This is a genomic window from Streptomyces gardneri, from assembly GCF_006539185.1.
GTDB classification, from domain to species: Bacteria; Actinomycetota; Actinomycetes; order Streptomycetales; family Streptomycetaceae; genus Streptomyces; species Streptomyces gardneri.
Window position 1 is genome coordinate 103128 of record NZ_BJMN01000034.1, and the last position, 16650, is coordinate 119777.

Below are 16650 nucleotides of genomic sequence, written 5' to 3' on the forward strand. Positions count from 1 at the left end.
CGAGCAAGGCCGTCCGGTAGGGGCCACGCCACGCCGATTGGACCGCGTCGGGCGTGGACCCGCCGGAGTAGCCTCGCGGCCATGCATGCGATCACGATTCCGGAACCCGGCGGTCCCGAGGCCCTCGTCTGGGCCGAGGTGCCCGATCCCGTGCCCGGCGAGGGCGAGGTCCTCGTCGAGGTGGTGGCGAGCGCCGTCAACCGCGCCGACCTGCTCCAGCGGCAGGGCTTCTACGACCCGCCGCCGGGCAGCTCCCCGTACCCCGGTCTGGAGTGTTCGGGGCGGATCGCCGCGCTCGGACCCGGGGTGTCCGCCTGGTCCGTCGGCGACGAGGTCTGTGCGCTGCTCGTCGGCGGCGGTTACGCGGAGAAGGTCGTCGTCCCGGTCGGTCAGCTCCTGCCGGTGCCCGAGGGTGTCGACCTGACCACGGCCGCCGCGCTCCCCGAGGTCGCCTGCACGGTCTGGTCCAACATCTTCATGATCGCCCACCTGCGTCCCGGCGAGACGGTGCTCGTGCACGGTGGGGCGAGCGGGATCGGCACGATGGCGATCCAGCTCGCGAAGGCGGTCGGCGCACGGGTCGCGGTCACGGCCGGGAGCCCCGCGAAGCTGGCCCGCTGTGCCGAGCTGGGCGCGGACATCCTCATCGACTACCGCGAGCAGGACTTCGTCGAGGAGCTGCACAAGGCGACGGACGGGGCCGGTGCGGACGTCATCCTCGACATCGTCGGCGCCAAGTACCTGGAGCGGAACGTGAAGGCCCTGGCCGTCAGCGGCCGGCTGGTGATCATCGGGCTCCAGGGCGGTGTGAAGGGCGAGCTCAACCTGGGGGCGCTGCTCGCCAAGCGCGCGGCGGTCATGGCGACCACGTTGCGTTCCCGCCCGCCGCAGGAGAAGGCGGCGATCGTCGCCGCCGTCCGCGAGCACGTCTGGCCGCTGATCGGCGCGGGCACGGTCCGGCCGGTCGTCGACCGTACGGTGCCGATGCCGGAGGCCGCCGAGGCGCACCGGGTGCTGGAGTCCGGCGACCACGTCGGCAAGGTGCTGCTGCTCGCGCCGCAAGGCTGACCCGGCGTACGCGGCGCCGCAACGGCTGACCGACGTGCACGGCGCCGCACGGCTGACCCGGGCCCACACGGCGCCGCACGGCTGACCCGGGCCCACACGGCGCCGCACGGCTGACCCGGCGTACACGCGGAGGAGGGGCCCGGCACACGAGGTGTGCCGGGCCCCTCCTTCGTACGGTCTTGCGGACCTACAGGTACGGCCCCGAGCGGACTGCGTGGCCGTGGCCGCGGTCGTCGTCGTCATCGTCGTGCGAGGCGCCCGGCGGCAGGGCCCGGCGCATCTGCTCCAACTGGGCGCGGGCCGCCATCTGCTGGGCGAACAGCGCCGTCTGGATGCCATGGAAGAGGCCTTCCAGCCACCCCACCAACTGGGCCTGCGCGATGCGCAGTTCCGCCTCGGAGGGGATCGCCTCGTCCGTGAACGGCAGGGAGAGCCGCTCCAGTTCCTCGACCAGTTCGGGCGCGAGCCCGTCCTCCAGCTCCTTCACGGAGCTGGCGTGGATGTTCTTGAGCCTGACACGGCTGGCCTCGTCGAGAGGTGCCGCCCGTACTTCCTCCAGGAGTTGCTTGATCATGCTGCCGATCCGCATGACCTTCGCAGGCTGCTCGACCATTTCCGTCACCGGGACCTCGCGGGATTCGTCGTCACCCTGAGCGCCGCCGAGCGCCGTCCCGTCCTGTCCCACGATGAGGACCTGGGGGCTCTCCTGCGACCTGTCATTCCTCGGCATCTCCATGCCGCCATTCTCTCGCACACATGCCTCACCACACGGTGTGCCCCTGTACGAGGGTGATCCACCCTCGTACAGGGGCACAGGAAGGCAACGAACCGGCAGGGATCTGTCAGGTCGCCTCGCGCCGGGCCACCGCGCCGCGCGAGCGGGTCACCAGGGCGGCGAGGAGCGCGGCGCCGAGCGGGACGGCGACGAGGAGGCCGGCGAGCGTCTCCCAGGGGATGACGATCGGCACGTACGGCGGGCCCGACAAGCCGTTGTCCCAGCCCTGCCGGATCGCCTCCTCGTAGTAGCCGATCATCTCGCGCTCCTCGGTGAGACGCAGGCCCACCGCCGGCAGGACACCGGCCGCGGATCCGAGGACCACGCCCATCGCCGCGACGACTCCGCACTGGAAGCCGCTGAGGGTCCGGCGGACCCGGGGCGGGGCGCCCACGGCGGCGAGCGTCTTCAGGTCCGCCTCGGCGTCGGCCTGGGCGAGGCCGGTGGCGATACCGGCGGCGCCGATGGTGATGAGGCCCGCGAAGACGGCCAGCGCGATCAGGAAGACGCTGTTCTCGTTGACGAAGCCTTCCTCCACGTGCAGTTCGACGCTGCTGCCGAGCTTGGCGAGCTCACCGTCGAGCTTCTGGCGCGCCTCGGTGTCCGGCATCCGCTCGGTGCTGAAGTACGCGCCCGCCGGCACGGTGGAGAGCCCTGCGGCCTTCGCGGTGGCCGGGGTCATCAGCAGCTGGACGCCGTAGGACTTCTGGCCCTTGGGCACCAGGTACGCGGGGATGGAGCTGATCTTCCCCGGCGCGGGCAGGCCCTTCTCGGCGGCCTTGTCGGCACCGGTCATGTCGGTGATCTGCTTGATGCCGACGGTGCCGTTCTTGTCGATCTCGGCTCGGCCGAAGCTGACGATCTTGCCTTCGGCGAGGGCCTTCGCGGCGCCCGGGTCGTCGACGCCGAGGACCTGGAGGACCTTCGCGTCACCGACGAGAAGACCGCTGTCGACGGACATCCAGCCACCCCTGGAGGTCTGGTCGCACCGCCAGTCCTCGGTGATCATCTTCCGTCGCTGCTCGGGGGTGAACCTTTCGCTGGGGTCGCCGCCACCGGGGGGAACCGTGGCGTACAGCGGGCACTCGTGCGCCGGCGGGAGCACGACCTCGTAGCGGCCGCAGCCCTCGCCGCCGTCCCAGGGGCGGCAGCCCGGCTTGCCGACCGAGACCCGGTCGACGTCGGCGCGGACGTCGACGGGGAGGATGCGCTGGACGGCCTCGCGGACGGCGGGGACGTCCCGGCCGCCTTCCTCCAGGATGAAGGTGGAGACCGCTCCGTGCGGCAGCCGGGCCTCGTACGCGGCCCTGTTCTGCGCCTCGCTGCTGGCCATGAAGGTGGAGACGGCGACCGTGCCCGCGACGGCGGCGAGGACGGCGGCGACGGCGGGTGCCGTACGTCCCCGGTTCCGGACGGCGTCCCGCAGCGCGAGCCGCGGCGAGAGCGGCAGCCAGCGCCCGGTCCGGCCGAAGAGCCCCACCAGGGCCGGGGTCATGGCGACGACGCCGAGCTCGGCGATGGCGGAACCGCCCGCGACGATGACGAACGACTCGGTCGCGATCGACCCGAAGAGTGCGATGGCGGCGCCGACGAGGATGGCCGCGAGGCCGATCAGGGGCAGGACGCGGCTGCTGCGACGGATTCCGCGCCGGCCCGTGAGCGAGGCGAGGACGGTCTGCCGGGACGCGGTGATCGCCGGGACGATGGCGGCGAGCAGGCCGGTCAGGACGGCGAGCAGCGCGATGCCGAGCAGTTCGAGCGGCCGGACGTCGAAGGCGCCGAACCGCTGGTTCATGGTGTCCTCGAGGACCGGCTGCAGCGCCAGCGTGAGGATCACGGCGAGGACGGTGCCGACGACGGCCGCGGCGACGCCGATGACGAGACCGCCGCTCAGCACGATGGCCCGGATGTGGCTGCGGGCACCGCCGTTGGCCCCGACCAGACCGAGCTGGCGTCGCGAGCGGCGGGCGCCGACCGCGAACGCGGGTCCGGCGAGGAGGCAGATCTCCAGCATCGCCAGGCCGACGACGGTGCCGATGGCGACGAGCGCGGCGGCGTCGGCCGCCGGGCTGGAGTCGTAATTGCCCCAGTTCTCCTTCGAGTACAGCGGCACCGCGGAGTCGGCCGGCGGGTCGAGCATGACGGCACGCGAGGTGACGACCACGCCCTTGGTGTTGATCTGCTGGACCGCGTTCCACGTGAAACCACCGGAGTTCTTCACCAGATACGCGGTGGAGGTGCCGGGGGCGGACAGACCGGACTTCTCGACCGCCTTCCCGTACGAGACGAGGAAGGCGCCCGGCAGCGCGTTGACCTGGTCGACGGCGAGCGCGTCGGGAAGTTCGTAGGAGCCGACGATCCGATACGTACGGTCGAAGTTGCGGGCGGAAAGGGTCGAGCCGACCGACAGACCGCTGGACTCCAGGAAGTGCGAGGTCGCCATGACCTCGTCGGTCTTCTCCGGGAAACGCCCCGAGAGGAGGGTCATGATGCCGCGGGCGATCGGGTCGGACGCCTTCAGCTCACGGACCTCGGCCGAGAGCAGACCGTGGGCCGTGGTCAGCTTGGCCGACCCGGAGCGGTCCGTCAGGACCGTGGAACCCGCCGGGATCGCCTTGGCGACGTCGGTGGGGCCGTCAGGCCACGGCTGATTCTCGTACTCCTTGACCGGCGTGTGCATCTCGCCCGGCGGGTCCTGGAAGATCGGGACGCCCTCGACCTGGGCATCCCGGAATATCCCGTCGGCCGTGCCCATCGACCTCTCCACCCGTTCCGCGGGGGACAGTTCGGAGCTGCGGTAGGTCAGATCGAGAGCGCTGACACCCAGGATGGGCAGGGCGATCATCGCGAGGACGAGGGCGCTGCGGCCCTTGGAGCGCCAGGCGTCGCGGCGGGCGATGCGGATCGCGGCCCGCCAGGAGTGGAACCAGGTCTTCACGCCTCCGCCACCTGGCCCGAGAGGAGGGAGTCGGCCTCGCTGCGCACGGTCTGGTCGACGATCGCGCCGTCCCGCAGGAACACGACGCGGTCGGCCCAGGCGGCGAACCGCGGCTCGTGGGTGACCAGGACACCGGCGGCGCCCGCGTCGCAGCGGGACCGGAGCAGGGCGAGCACGGATTCGCCGGTCTCGGAGTCGAGGGCGCCGGTCGGCTCGTCGGCGAGGACGAGACGGCGGTCGCCGACGAGGGCGCGCGCGATGGCCACGCGCTGCTGCTGGCCGCCGGACATCTCGTCGGGGAAGCGGTCGGCGAGGTGGCCGAGCCCCATCTCCTCCAGAGCGGCCAGGGCCTCGACGCGGGCCTTGCGGGCGGAGGTGCCGTCGAGCTCGCGGGGCAGGGCGACGTTCTCGGCGGCGGTGAGCGCCGGGATGAGGTTGTAGTCCTGGAAGACGTACCCGATGCTGCGGCGGCGCAGGGCGGCGAGTTCCTTGACGCTCGCGGTGGTGATGTCGGTGTTCTCGACGATCACATGGCCCGAGGTCGGGGTGTCCAGGCCGCCGGCGATGGTGAGGAGCGTGGACTTGCCGGAGCCGGACGGGCCCATGACGGCGACGAGTTCGCCGGGGTACACGGCGAGGTCGATCCCCCGCAGGGCGTGCACCTCGGTGGCGCCCGAGCCGTGGACACGGGTCAGGTTCTGGAGCTGCAGCACGGGCTGCTGTGTGGACATGGAGGGGTCCCCCTTGGTCGTACGCGGCGTAGCCGGTACGGATCGAGCGGTGGAAGGTGGTGCGGAAGCGGTACGGGCGGTGCGCGCGAGAGTGCGGTCAGCGCGCCCCGGGCGTACCGGTGGTCACGTCGGCCGGGTCGGCCGGTGCCGTCGCGGCCTGCGGAGAAGCTCCCGGGGAGGCACCCGGAGAAGCCCCCGGGGAGGCACCCGGAGAAGCCCCCGGGGAAGCTCCCGGAGAGGCCCCCGGAGAAGCCCCGGGAGAGGCACTCGGAGAAGCCGGGGCCGTCGGGGCGAGCGCGGACAGTCGGATCAGCCGGGACTCGCAGTGGTCCAGCCAGCGCGCCTCGGCCTCGGTCTGGAAGATCAGCTGCTCCAGGACGAGCAGCCAGGCCACGTCGTCCCGTTCCCGCGAGCCCCCGCTCTCGACGGCGACGAGCGCCTGGGCCTTGAGCCGGGTGTAGTCCTGCATCGCCTTCACGGTGTGCCGGCGCTGGGACTGGATGACGTCGCGGATGTCGACGCAGGGCGCACCCACCGCCATGGCGAGCTTGATGGCCAGCTCGTCACGGGCGGGGCTGGTGCGGTCCACCGGCTTCTCGAACCAGGTCCTGAGCTCGGCGAGGCCCGCGTCGGTGATCGTGTAGAGCTCGTGGCCCGCCTCGTCCCGGCCCCCCTGCGCGACCATGCCGTCGCGCTCCAGCCGGCTGAGGGTCGTGTAGACCTGGCCGACGTTGAGCGGCCAGGTGGAACCGGTGCGGGACTCGAACTCCGTACGGAGCTGGGAGCCGTACCGAGGGCCGCGTTCGAGGAGGGCCAGGAGCCCGTGGCGGATCGACATACTCAGTATGTATACCGAGTATGCCGAGCCCCACAACCGTCCTGAGGCGGAAGAGGAAGGTCCGTCTCAAGGGGGACCCGAGGCGGGTGCCACGGCTCAGCGGCGGCGCATCCGGAGCCCCAGGAAGCCGATCCCGAGCCCCATGAGGGCCAGCCCCACCCCCAGGGTGAGGACGGGAATCCGCTGGTCGACGAGGGTGGGCGCGGCCTCGGCCGCCATTCCGGGAGCGGCGGCGGGCCGCGTCTCGCGCACCACCTCGCCGAGGATCTCGTCCTCCTCGCGTACCGCCTCGTCCTCCTCGGTGACCTCTTCGGTGGTCTCCTCGGCGGCCTCGTACGAGCCGGAGTCTGTTGCCGAGTTGGTACGAGACGGGCCGGGGGACGGGGTGGTGGCGCTCGGATGGACGGTGGCCGTCTCGGTGCGGCCGGGCCGAGGGTGGCCCTCTCCGGCCGGCCGGCCCGCCAGGGAGGCGGAGCCGCTGGGGGCGGGGGCGTCGGTGGGAGTGGCGCTCGGGGATGCGGGGGAGGACGACGCGGTGCCGGTCGGCGCGGGTGCCGGCGGGGCGGGCGTGCCGGGGCCGCCGGTGTTCCCGGGTGAGGCGGACCCGGACCCGCTGACGGCACCGGTCCCGGTCCCGGGGACAGGGGAGGACGGGGTCAAGGAGCCGGAAGGCGTCGCGGACGGGGGAGTCGTTCCCGTGGTGGGCGGCACGGTCGGTGCGGTGGGTCCGGTCGGGGTGGCCGTCGTGGGCGGCGCGGGGGGTGTGGACGGCGCGACCGACCGCGTACCGGCGGGGGCCTCGGCCGCGTATGCGAGGGGCGCGGTACCCAGGGCGAACGCGCAGGCGAACGTGCAGGTGAGCGCGGGGCCGAGGGCCCGCGCCCGTGTCCTGCGGAGTGCTGGAGTCACCGGGTGACCCCCCTCCCGTACCGAGCCGCCGAGGTGTCGACTCAGCGTCACATGCCGGGACATTTCCGGCATCCGGGAGGAGGCGGCAGGTGTAAGGGGGGCGGGCCCCTGCCCGCCGTTCCGTGCCACCCCTGCCCGCCCTCTGCGCTACCTCTGCCCGTCCTCGATGCTCCCGCTGCCCGCTTGCGGGGCTACCCCTGCCCGCTCTCAGTCCTACTGGGGCGGGTTGCCCGTCGAGATCTTGAGGGTGAACTCGGCGTCCTCGTCGGTGATGTCCTCACCGGCCGGCGGGTACTGCTCCAGGACCGTGCCTTCGCCGTAGGTCGACTCGTCGACCGGGGTCTGGGTCATGATCTTCCAGCCGGCGGCCTGGACACAGGCCTTCACCGACTGGATGTTCTTGTAGGTGAAGTTCGGGACCTCGAACTTGCTGGGGTCGTCGCTCGACTCCGAAGGCTGCGTGCACTTCTTCATGTCGATGGTCTTGGTCAGGTCGGGACCCTTGTGGCCGGGGGTCGCGGTCTGGGACTGCTCCGTTTCGGTGCCGCCCGTGCCGCCCGCGTTCGGGTCCGTTTCGTTGTCCTTGTTGAGGACGAAGATCAGGCCGCCGACGGCGAGGAGGGCGGCGACGACGGCGCCCACGAGCACCGGGGTGTTCCGGCGGGAGCCGCCGCCCCTCGCCACGGGAGCGGGCGTGGCCATGGGGGCCGGCGTGTGCATCGGGCCCGGGGCGTACGGCGACGGCGCGGGCGCCGGGGTCTGGTACATCGGCGCGGGCGCCGGCGCCTGCTGCGGGTATCCGTACGCCGGGCCGGGCGCGGGCGTCGCGGGGCCGTACGGGCCGGGCTGCGGCGTCGGCGGCAGGTACGGCTGCTGTACGCCGTGCGGGCCGGGCTGCGGGGTCGGCGGCGGGGTCTGGCCGACCGGCGGGAAGACCGCAGAGCCGACGCCCGAACCGCTGCTGACCGGACCGCCCTGGACGATCATCGGGGCACCGGTCTGACCGGCCGAGAGCACCCGAAGGCACTCGTCGCGCATGACCGCGGCGCTCGGGAACCGCTCGTTCGGGTTCTTCCTCAGCGCCCGGGCGACGAGCGCGTCCATCGCCGGCGTCACCGAACGGTTGACGGAGGACGGGGCGACCGGCTCCTCCTGCACGTGCGCGTAGGCGATGGCCAGCGGCGAGTCGGCGTCGAAGGGGAGACGGCCCGTCAGCAGCTGGAAGAGCATGATGCCGACCGAATAGAGGTCGGACCGGGCGTCCACCGCGCGGCCGAGGGCCTGCTCGGGGGAGAGGTACTGGGGGGTGCCGACGACCATGCCGGTCTGCGTCATCGAGGTGACCCCGGACTGCATGGCCCGCGCGATGCCGAAGTCCATGACCTTGACCACGCCGCGCTTGGTCGTCATCACGTTGCCCGGCTTGATGTCCCGGTGGACCAGGCCCATCTCGTGGCTGACCTCCAGGGCGGCCAGCACGTCGGCCGTGACCTTGAGCGCCTTGTCGGCGGGCATCGCGCCGTACTGCCGGATGTCCGCGGCGAGGACCGAGCCGAGCGGCTGCCCCTCCACGTACTCCATGACGATGTACGGCATGACGGCGCCGTCGAGGGTGTCCTCGCCGGTGTCGAAGACCGAGACGATGTTCGTGTGCGAGAGCTTCGCCACGGCCTGCGCCTCGCGCCGGAACCGCTCGCGGAACGACTGCTCGCGGCCGAGCTCCGTGTGCAGTGTCTTGATCGCGACCTGTCGGTCGAGGGCGCTGTCGTAGGCCAGGTACACCGACGCCATGCCGCCCTCGCCGAGGAGGTCACGCAGCTGGTACCGGCCGCCCGCGACCGAACCGCCCGCATAGCGGCCCTGTGCGCCGTCCTGGCTCATCTGTTGCTTCCCCCTACGCGCGCGCGGCGGCGTCGAATTCCGGAATTTCCTGGCCAAGTCTGCCCCAGGGCACCGACACGTCAAGCCGCGTGCCCGTTCCGTGACCCTCCGCACAGAACGCGTCCTCGAAGCGTTCCCGAAGTGTCCGGGGAAACCCGTCGAATTTGCACAGGTGTACGTGGACGGGGTTGGATGGCCGGTCAATCGCGGACCGTGATGTCGTACGGAGCCTGTAGCGTGACGACTGGACACGGCACGACAGACGACGGCGAGGACTGATGGCACCCGAATCCGGATCAGGTGGCGGTGTGCCGGACGCGGCAGCTGAGTCGTGGGGCGTCGGCGGTGTCGTCGGCGACGGCCGGTACCGGCTGACGCACCGTCTGGGCCGCGGCGGCATGGCCGAGGTGTTCGCCGCCGAGGACGTGCGCCTCGGGCGCACGGTGGCGGTGAAGCTCCTCCGCGCCGATCTGGCCGAGGACCCGGTCTCCAAGGCACGCTTCACCCGCGAGGCGCAGTCGGTCGCGGGGCTCAACCACCATGCGATCGTCGCCGTGTACGACTCCGGCGAGGACCTCGTCGGCGGTCGGCCCGTGCCGTACATCGTGATGGAGCTGGTCGAGGGCCGCACCATCCGCGACCTGCTGATCAGTGCGGACGCACCCGGTCCCGAGCAGGCGCTCATCATCGTCTCCGGCGTCCTGGAGGCGCTGGCCTATTCGCACCAGCACGGCATCGTGCACCGCGACATCAAGCCGGCGAACGTCATCATCACGCACAGCGGTGCGGTGAAGGTCATGGACTTCGGCATCGCCCGTGCCCTGCACGGCGCGCAGTCGACGATGACGCAGACCGGCATGGTCATGGGCACCCCCCAGTACCTCTCCCCCGAGCAGGCGCTCGGCAAGGCCGTCGACCACCGCTCCGACCTGTACGCGACGGGCTGTCTGCTCTACGAACTGCTCGCGCTGCGGCCCCCCTTCACGGGTGAGACCCCGCTCTCCGTCGTGTACCAGCACGTGCAGGACGCGCCGGTCCCGCCGTCCGAGGTGTCGCACGGTGTGCCGCCGGAGCTCGACGGCCTGGTGATGCGCTCCCTCGCGAAGGACCCGGACGACCGGTTCCAGAGCGCCGAGGAGATGCGCGGGCTGATCCAGTACAGCCTGCAGATGCTCCAGCAGCAGGGCGGTCACACCGGCACGTGGAACACCGGTCCCGTCGACATGCACGACGGCGGGCACACGCCGGTCGGCGGCATGGCGGCGACGACCGCGATGGGCCACCCCATGCACGGGGAGACCGCGCAGGGCCGGATCCTTCCGCAGATGAACCCGGACGACGGGGGCGTCGGCGCGTACGGCGGCTACGACGGCGGCACGGGCGGCACCGGCGGCTACGGCCAGGACTCGTACGGCTCGAACGGCCGGGGCGGTCGCGGCAAGCTGGTCCTCTTCGTGGCGCTCGCGCTGGTCGCGGTCGTCGCGGGTGTCGTGTACGCCATCGACAAGGCCGGCGACGGGAAGAAGGGCGGCGAGGTGGTGACTCCGCCGACGACGATCTCCCAGTCGCCGTCGACCACGGCTGAGGAGCCCACGCCCTCCGAGGAGCCCACCACCGAGGAGCAGACGCGGGACCCGGACACGTCGACCGGCGGCGGCGCCACGCAGCCGCCGTGGACGCAGCAGCCGACGCAGCAGCCGACCACGCAGCCCCCGACGACGGAACCGCCCACGACGGAGCCCCCGACGACGGAACCGACGGACACCACGGAGCCGACGACGGATCCGACGGACACCACGGAGCCGCCGGTCGACCCGACCGGTGAGCCCACCGGCGGCGACGACGGCGGTGGCGACACCCCGCCGCCGGGCGGCTCCACCGCCACCAGCTGATCCACGGAGCCTTCGCCGGCTCAGCGAGCCTTCGCCGACTCAGCCGGCGAAGGCGTCGCGTACGGCGTCGTACTGCCGGGTCCACCAGACCGCCAGGGCCGACACCGCGGGAAACTGCGGGTCGGCCCTTCGGTCGTGCAGCTGGTAGCGCCAGCGCAGCGTCCAGAAGTCGTTGAGCCGCTCCCACCACACCCGGTGCGCCGCCGCGGCCAGCTCGGCGCGGTCGGCGCCCGTCGCCCGCCGGTAGGCGCGGGCGTATGCCCGCACCTTCTCCAGGGCCAGCTCGCCCCCGGGCCGTACGAAGAAGATGGCGGCCGCCCTGACCGCCTCCTCGGCCCGCGGCCGGACCCCGAGGCGGTCCCAGTCGACGATCGCGGCGGGCTCCGCGCCCCGGTAGAGCAGGTTCAGCGGGTGGAAGTCGCCGTGTACCCAGCCGGACGCGGCGGCCGGCGGCGGCCGGTGGTGGGCGTGCTGGGCGAGCAGCCGGCGGCGCTCCTTCAGCCGGTGCTCGGCGAGCGCGTCGAAGCTGTCGTGTGGCCGGTGCGCGCGGGCGAGGCCGATCAGCTCCTCGATGGCGCGGAAGGTGTCCTCGGGGCGGGCGCTCTCGTGGTCGTCCCCCGGCGGCGGCGACTCCATGACCCGCTCCAGACAGGTGTGGACGTGTCCCAGGAGGGCGCCGAGGCGGCGGGAGCCGCCGGTGGAGAGCTGGGTGCCGTGGCGGTGCCGGCCGTCGACCCACGGGTGCAGGGCGTAGCAGAGGCCGTCGACGACCGCGACCGTACGGCCCCGGCTGTCGGCGAGCGGCGGGGCCACCGGCAGGCCCAGGTCGTGCAGCCGCTGGGTGGCGCGGTGCTGCCGGACGATGGTGGCGCGGTCGGCGGTGGGGGCGTCCAGGTGCTGCTTCAGGAAGTAGGCGCCGCGCGTGGTGGAGAGGCGGTAGCCGCGGTTGAGCAGGCCTTGGGTCACGGGTTCGCAGGAGAGGGGCTCGCCCGCGGCCGCGTAGCGGCGGAGGAGGACGCCGACGGGCGGAGTGGGGGTTACAGATGAGCGCGGCACTCCGCAGATGTTAGATCACGCTACGTGGTGGAGGTGTCGCCCCATGGAGTGCTCCCCGGGATGCTCCGGGGAGTGGTCCGTGGAGTGCAGCTCGACGGGGCGGTCGGCCGGCCCGGCGGGGTGCCCGGCGGAGTAGTCGAGCTCGTGCACGGTCACGAACTGCGGTTCGATCCGCATGTAGACCGGCTCGAAGGGCTCGTCGTCCACGGTCCGGGGCTCGGGCCCGAACGCCGCGAGCTGCTCCTCGGTCGGCTCCACGATCTCCGCGGTGCCCGTGAACTGCACGGACCAGATCTGCTCGGCGCCCGAGTTGAAGTTGTCCGCGCCGTACGCGACGACGCTGCCGTTGCAGGCCCGGTGGTAGCCGAGCCCCCGGTGCATCCGCAGCAGGACGCGTCCCTCGGTCACGATGTGCCGGGCGGGCGCGACGAACGGCATCGCCCGCATGCTCGTCGCCACCCGGCCGTACGACACTCGGCCGAGCAACTCGATGGCGCGGATCTCCTCGGTGGACATGGCTACCACTCTCCGCCACCGGCAACGCGTCGGAAAAGGGGCCCCTGCCCCGCCTTCAAGGGGACGTAGGTCCCGAATCCGGGCCGTGGGCCCCGGGCTGCTCCGTACGGGTGAGGCACGGGTCGCGCCGGGGCCCCCAGGGGGTCAGTGGCGCTCGGCCTGGAGCCGGGCCACGTACGCCGCGGCCTGCGAACGCCGCTCCATGCCCAGCTTCGACAGCAGGCTGGAGACGTAGTTCTTGATGGTCTTCTCCGCAAGGTGGAGCCGCTCGCCGATGACCCGGTTGGTCAGGCCCTCGCCGATCAGGTCCAGGATCTTGCGCTCCTGGTCGGTCAGGTTGGCGAGCTTGTCGTCGCCCTTCGGGTTGTTGCCGTCACGCAGCCGCTCCAGGACGCGGGCGGTCGCCACCGGGTCGAGGAGCGACTTGCCGGCCGCGACGTCCCGCACCGCGTTCAGCAGCTCGTTGCCCCGGATGGCCTTGAGGACGTATCCCGAGGCCCCGGCCATGATCGCGTCGAAAAGCGCCTCGTCATCGGCGTACGAGGTGAGCATCAGGCACTTGATGCCCTCGTCCTGCGAGCGGATCTCACGGCACACCTCCACCCCGCTGCCGTCCGGCAGCCGGACGTCGAGCACGGCGACGTCGGGGCGGGTCGCCGGGATCCTGACCAGCGCGTCTGCCGCCGTCCCGGCCTCACCGACCACTTCGATGTCGTCTTCCACGGAGAGCAGCTCGTGGACGCCGCGCCGGACGACTTCGTGGTCGTCCAGCAGAAATACCCGGATTTTTCCATCTTCGCGCACCCAGTCAGTCTCACATATTGGCTCTTCCCGCGCCCGGGGTGCGCGGGATAACGTGCCGGATGTTCCGGCGACCCTCTTCAGGTCGTTGCCGACGCGCTGACCAGCGACTGTTCCCACTTTTCTCGATTTACTTGGAAATCCAAGCAAAATCGCAGGTCAAGTGGGGTTTCGCGGGAATGCCGCGCTGTGGGTAACGTGCCTAGCACAGGGCTCTCGCCGGGGTACCTGTCACGCCCGACCCCGACCGCATCGCACCCACCCCGTGCGAAGGGTACGGATAAGGCGGAGAGCCGCACTGGCCTACCGGCGAACCCGGAGGCCGGACCGACGGAGGAGCACGTAGTGACCGTGGAGAGCACTGCAGCGCGCAAGACGACGCGACGCAGCAGCGGCACCAAGCGCACCGCAAGCGCGAGCACGAGCACCACCAAGAAGACGAGCACGCGCGCCGAGGCGGTAGCGACGGAGCCCGAGCTCGTCCAGCTGCTGACGCCCGAGGGAGAGCGCGTCCAGCACCCCGACTACGACATCGACCTGAGCGCCGAGGAACTGCGCGGTCTCTACCGCGACATGGTCCTCACCCGCCGCTTCGATGCCGAGGCCACGAACCTCCAGCGTCAGGGCGAACTGGGCCTGTGGGCCTCGCTGCTCGGCCAGGAGGCCGCGCAGATCGGCTCCGGCCGCGCCCTGCGGGACGACGACTACGTCTTCCCCACCTACCGCGAGCACGGCGTCGCCTGGGTCCGCGGGGTCGACCCGACGAACCTGCTGGGAATGTTCCGTGGCGTGAACCACGGCGGCTGGGATCCCAGCACCAACAATTTCCACCTGTACACGATCGTCCTCGGCTCGCAGACTCTGCACGCCACGGGCTATGCCATGGGCATCGCCAAGGACGGCGCGGATTCCGCCGTGCTCGCGTACTTCGGCGACGGCGCCTCCAGCCAGGGCGACGTCAACGAGTCGTTCGTCTTCTCCGCGGTCTACAACGCCCCCGTCGTGTTCTTCTGCCAGAACAACCAGTGGGCGATTTCCGAGCCCACCGAGAAGCAGACCCGCGTCCCGCTCTACCAGCGCGCCGCCGGCTTCGGCTTCCCCGGCGTCCGCGTCGACGGCAACGACGTCCTCGCGTGCCTGGCCGTCACCCGCTGGGCGCTGGAGCGCGCCCGCCGCGGCGAGGGCCCGACGCTCATCGAGGCGTTCACCTACCGCATGGCCGCCCACACCACCTCCGACGACCCGACGAAGTACCGCCGGGACGAGGAGCGCGAGGCCTGGGAGGCGAAGGACCCGATCCAGCGCCTCAAGGCGTACATGGAGAACGAGGGCCACGCCGACGCGGCCTTCTTCGAGGAGCTGGAGGCGGAGAGCGAGGCCCTCGGCAAGCAGGTCCGCGAGGTCGTGCGCGCCATGCCCGTCCCGGAGCACATGGCGATCTTCGACCACACGTACGCGGACGGACACGCGCTCGTCGACGAGGAGCGCGCGGAGTTCGCCGCCTACCAGGCGTCCTTCGCGAACGGAGAGGCCGAGTAATCATGGCTGTTCAGAAGCTTCCCCTCGCGAAGGCGCTCAACGAGTCGCTGCGCAAGGCCCTGGAGACCGACCCCAAGGTCCTCATCATGGGCCTGGACGTCGGCAAGCTCGGCGGTGTCTTCCGGATCACCGAAGGTCTGCAGAAGGACTTCGGCGAGGACCGGGTCATCGACACCCCGCTCGCCGAGTCCGGCATCGTCGGCACCGCCATCGGCCTCGCGCTGCGCGGCTACCGGCCGGTCGTGGAGATCCAGTTCGACGGTTTCGTCTTCCCGGCGTACGACCAGATCGTCACCCAGCTGGCGAAGATCCGGGCCCGTTCGCTCGGCACGGTGAAGATGCCGGTCGTCATCCGCATCCCCTACGGCGGTGGCATCGGCGCCGTCGAGCACCACTCCGAGTCCCCCGAGTCGCTCTTCGCGCACGTCGCGGGCCTCAAGGTCGTCACCCCGGCGAACTCCTCCGACGCCTACTGGATGCTCCAGCAGGCGATCCAGAGCGACGACCCGGTCATCTTCTTCGAGCCCAAGCGCCGCTACTGGGACAAGGGAGAGCTCGACACCGAGGCCATCCCCGGCGAGCTCCACAAGGCCCGGGTCGCCCGCGAGGGCACGGACCTCACCCTGGTCGCCTACGGCCCGATGGTGAAGACCTGCCTGGAGGTGGCCGAGGCCGCCGCCGAGGAGGGCAAGTCGATCGAGGTCGTGGACCTGCGTTCGGTCTCCCCGATCGACTTCGACACGATCCAGGCCTCGGTCGAGAAGACCCGCCGCCTGGTCGTCGTCCACGAGGCGCCGGTGTTCTTCGGCTCCGGTGCGGAGATCGCCGCCCGGATCACCGAGCGCTGCTTCTACCACCTGGAAGCCCCCGTCCTGCGGGTCGGCGGCTACCACGCGCCGTATCCGCCGGCGCGCCTGGAGGAGGAGTACCTGCCGGGCCTGGACCGCGTGCTCGACGCCGTCGACCGCTCGCTGGCGTACTGAGGAGAGCACCGTGACGATCCGCGAATTCAAGATGCCCGACGTGGGCGAGGGCCTCACCGAGGCCGAGATCCTCAAGTGGTACGTCCAGCCCGGTGACACCGTCACCGACGGGCAGGTCGTGATCGAGGTCGAGACGGCCAAGGCCGCCGTCGAGCTGCCGATCCCCTTCGACGGCACGGTCCACGAGCTGCGCTTCCCCGAGGGCACGACGGTCGACGTCGGCGAGGTCATCATCTCGGTGAACGTCGGCGGCGGCGCCGCGCCCGAGGCCCCGGTGGCCGAGGCCGCGCCGGTGGCGGCGGCCCCCGCCGCCCCGGAGGCCGAGGAAGAAGAGCCCAAGGGCCGCCAGCCGGTCCTCGTCGGCTACGGCGTGGCCGCCAGCTCCACCAAGCGGCGGGCGCGCAAGGCCCCCGCGGGTACGGCCCCGGCCGCCCCGGTCCAGGCGGCGCCCGTCGCCGTCTCCGTACCGGAGCAGCTCAACGGGCACGCGCCGGCCGGTGCCCGGCCGCTGGCCAAGCCGCCGGTCCGGAAGCTCGCGAAGGACCTCGGCGTCGACCTGGCGACGGTCACCCCGACCGGCCCGGACGGCATCATCACCCGGGAGGACGTCCACGCGGCGGCCGCTCCGGCGACCACCCCGGCGCCCGCGCAGGTCGTCGAGGCCCCGGCCCCGGCGCCCGTGGCGGCCCCGGTCCCCGCGCAGGTCCCCGCCGCCGCTTCGGT

The 16650-nt window shown here is 72.0% G+C and carries 14 protein-coding genes; 5 read left to right on the forward strand and 9 right to left on the reverse strand.

Annotated elements, in window-relative coordinates; all coding sequences use genetic code 11:
• Window positions 1–81 precede the first annotated feature (81 nt).
• A complete protein-coding gene (locus SGA01_RS25715) occupies window positions 82–1068 on the forward strand; it encodes an NAD(P)H-quinone oxidoreductase (protein WP_141298834.1) in 987 nt (328 codons plus the stop codon).
• Window positions 1069–1255: 187 nt separating this feature from the next.
• Here SGA01_RS25715 and SGA01_RS25720 read toward each other — a convergent pair whose 3' ends face one another.
• The 6 genes from SGA01_RS25720 to SGA01_RS25745 form a co-directional block, all read right to left on the reverse strand.
• Window positions 1256–1804, reverse strand: coding sequence for a bacterial proteasome activator family protein (locus SGA01_RS25720; protein WP_055642504.1), 549 nt, complete (start codon window positions 1802–1804; stop codon window positions 1256–1258).
• Between the two features lie 106 nt (window positions 1805–1910).
• On the reverse strand, window positions 1911–4781 hold the full coding sequence (locus SGA01_RS25725; RefSeq protein WP_141298836.1) for an ABC transporter permease: 2871 nt from the start codon (window positions 4779–4781) through the stop codon (window positions 1911–1913).
• Window positions 4778–5512 (reverse strand): ABC transporter ATP-binding protein, encoded by a 735-nt coding sequence (locus SGA01_RS25730; RefSeq protein ID WP_055646164.1) that lies wholly within the window; start codon window positions 5510–5512, stop codon window positions 4778–4780. The genes SGA01_RS25725 and SGA01_RS25730 overlap by 4 nt, the downstream gene beginning before the upstream one ends.
• 97 nt (window positions 5513–5609) lie before the next feature.
• The gene (locus tag SGA01_RS25735) at window positions 5610–6350 is read right to left on the reverse strand and encodes a PadR family transcriptional regulator (protein WP_141298838.1); all 741 of its coding nucleotides are present in this window, start codon (window positions 6348–6350) and stop codon (window positions 5610–5612) included.
• 96 nt (window positions 6351–6446) lie between these two features.
• On the reverse strand, window positions 6447–7259 hold the full coding sequence (locus SGA01_RS25740; protein WP_141298840.1) for a hypothetical protein: 813 nt from the start codon (window positions 7257–7259) through the stop codon (window positions 6447–6449).
• Between the two features lie 213 nt (window positions 7260–7472).
• Window positions 7473–9140: a protein kinase domain-containing protein gene (locus SGA01_RS25745; RefSeq protein WP_141298841.1), complete on the reverse strand. Its 1668-nt coding sequence runs from the start codon at window positions 9138–9140 to the stop codon at window positions 7473–7475.
• Window positions 9141–9418: 278 nt separating this feature from the next.
• On the opposite strand from SGA01_RS25745, the gene SGA01_RS25750 reads away from it, so the two are divergent.
• A complete protein-coding gene (locus tag SGA01_RS25750; RefSeq protein ID WP_141298843.1) occupies window positions 9419–11032 on the forward strand; it encodes a protein kinase domain-containing protein in 1614 nt (537 codons plus the stop codon).
• Window positions 11033–11071: 39 nt separating this feature from the next.
• On the opposite strand, the gene SGA01_RS25755 is transcribed toward SGA01_RS25750, so the two are convergent.
• From SGA01_RS25755 to SGA01_RS25765, 3 genes are all read right to left on the reverse strand, one after another.
• On the reverse strand, window positions 11072–12088 hold the full coding sequence (locus tag SGA01_RS25755; protein WP_141298845.1) for a phosphotransferase: 1017 nt from the start codon (window positions 12086–12088) through the stop codon (window positions 11072–11074).
• 15 nt (window positions 12089–12103) lie between these two features.
• Window positions 12104–12604, reverse strand: coding sequence for a pyridoxamine 5'-phosphate oxidase family protein (locus tag SGA01_RS25760; protein WP_141298847.1), 501 nt, complete (start codon window positions 12602–12604; stop codon window positions 12104–12106).
• 144 nt (window positions 12605–12748) lie between these two features.
• Window positions 12749–13408 carry a response regulator gene (locus SGA01_RS25765; protein WP_141298849.1) on the reverse strand — a complete coding sequence of 220 codons (660 nt, stop codon included), beginning with the start codon at window positions 13406–13408 and terminating at the stop codon, window positions 12749–12751.
• Window positions 13409–13750: 342 nt separating this feature from the next.
• Between SGA01_RS25765 and pdhA the strand changes: the two genes are divergently transcribed.
• From pdhA to SGA01_RS25780, 3 genes are all read left to right on the forward strand, one after another.
• Complete coding sequence (gene pdhA, locus SGA01_RS25770) at window positions 13751–14944, forward strand: pyruvate dehydrogenase (acetyl-transferring) E1 component subunit alpha (protein WP_141298851.1); 1194 nt, start codon at window positions 13751–13753, stop codon at window positions 14942–14944.
• A 2-nt stretch (window positions 14945–14946) separates the two neighbouring features.
• A complete protein-coding gene (locus SGA01_RS25775; protein WP_141298853.1) occupies window positions 14947–15927 on the forward strand; it encodes an alpha-ketoacid dehydrogenase subunit beta in 981 nt (326 codons plus the stop codon).
• A gap of 31 nt (window positions 15928–15958) precedes the next feature.
• A partial coding sequence (locus tag SGA01_RS25780; protein ID WP_174867491.1) for a biotin/lipoyl-containing protein occupies window positions 15959–16650 on the forward strand: 692 nt, incomplete at its 3' end.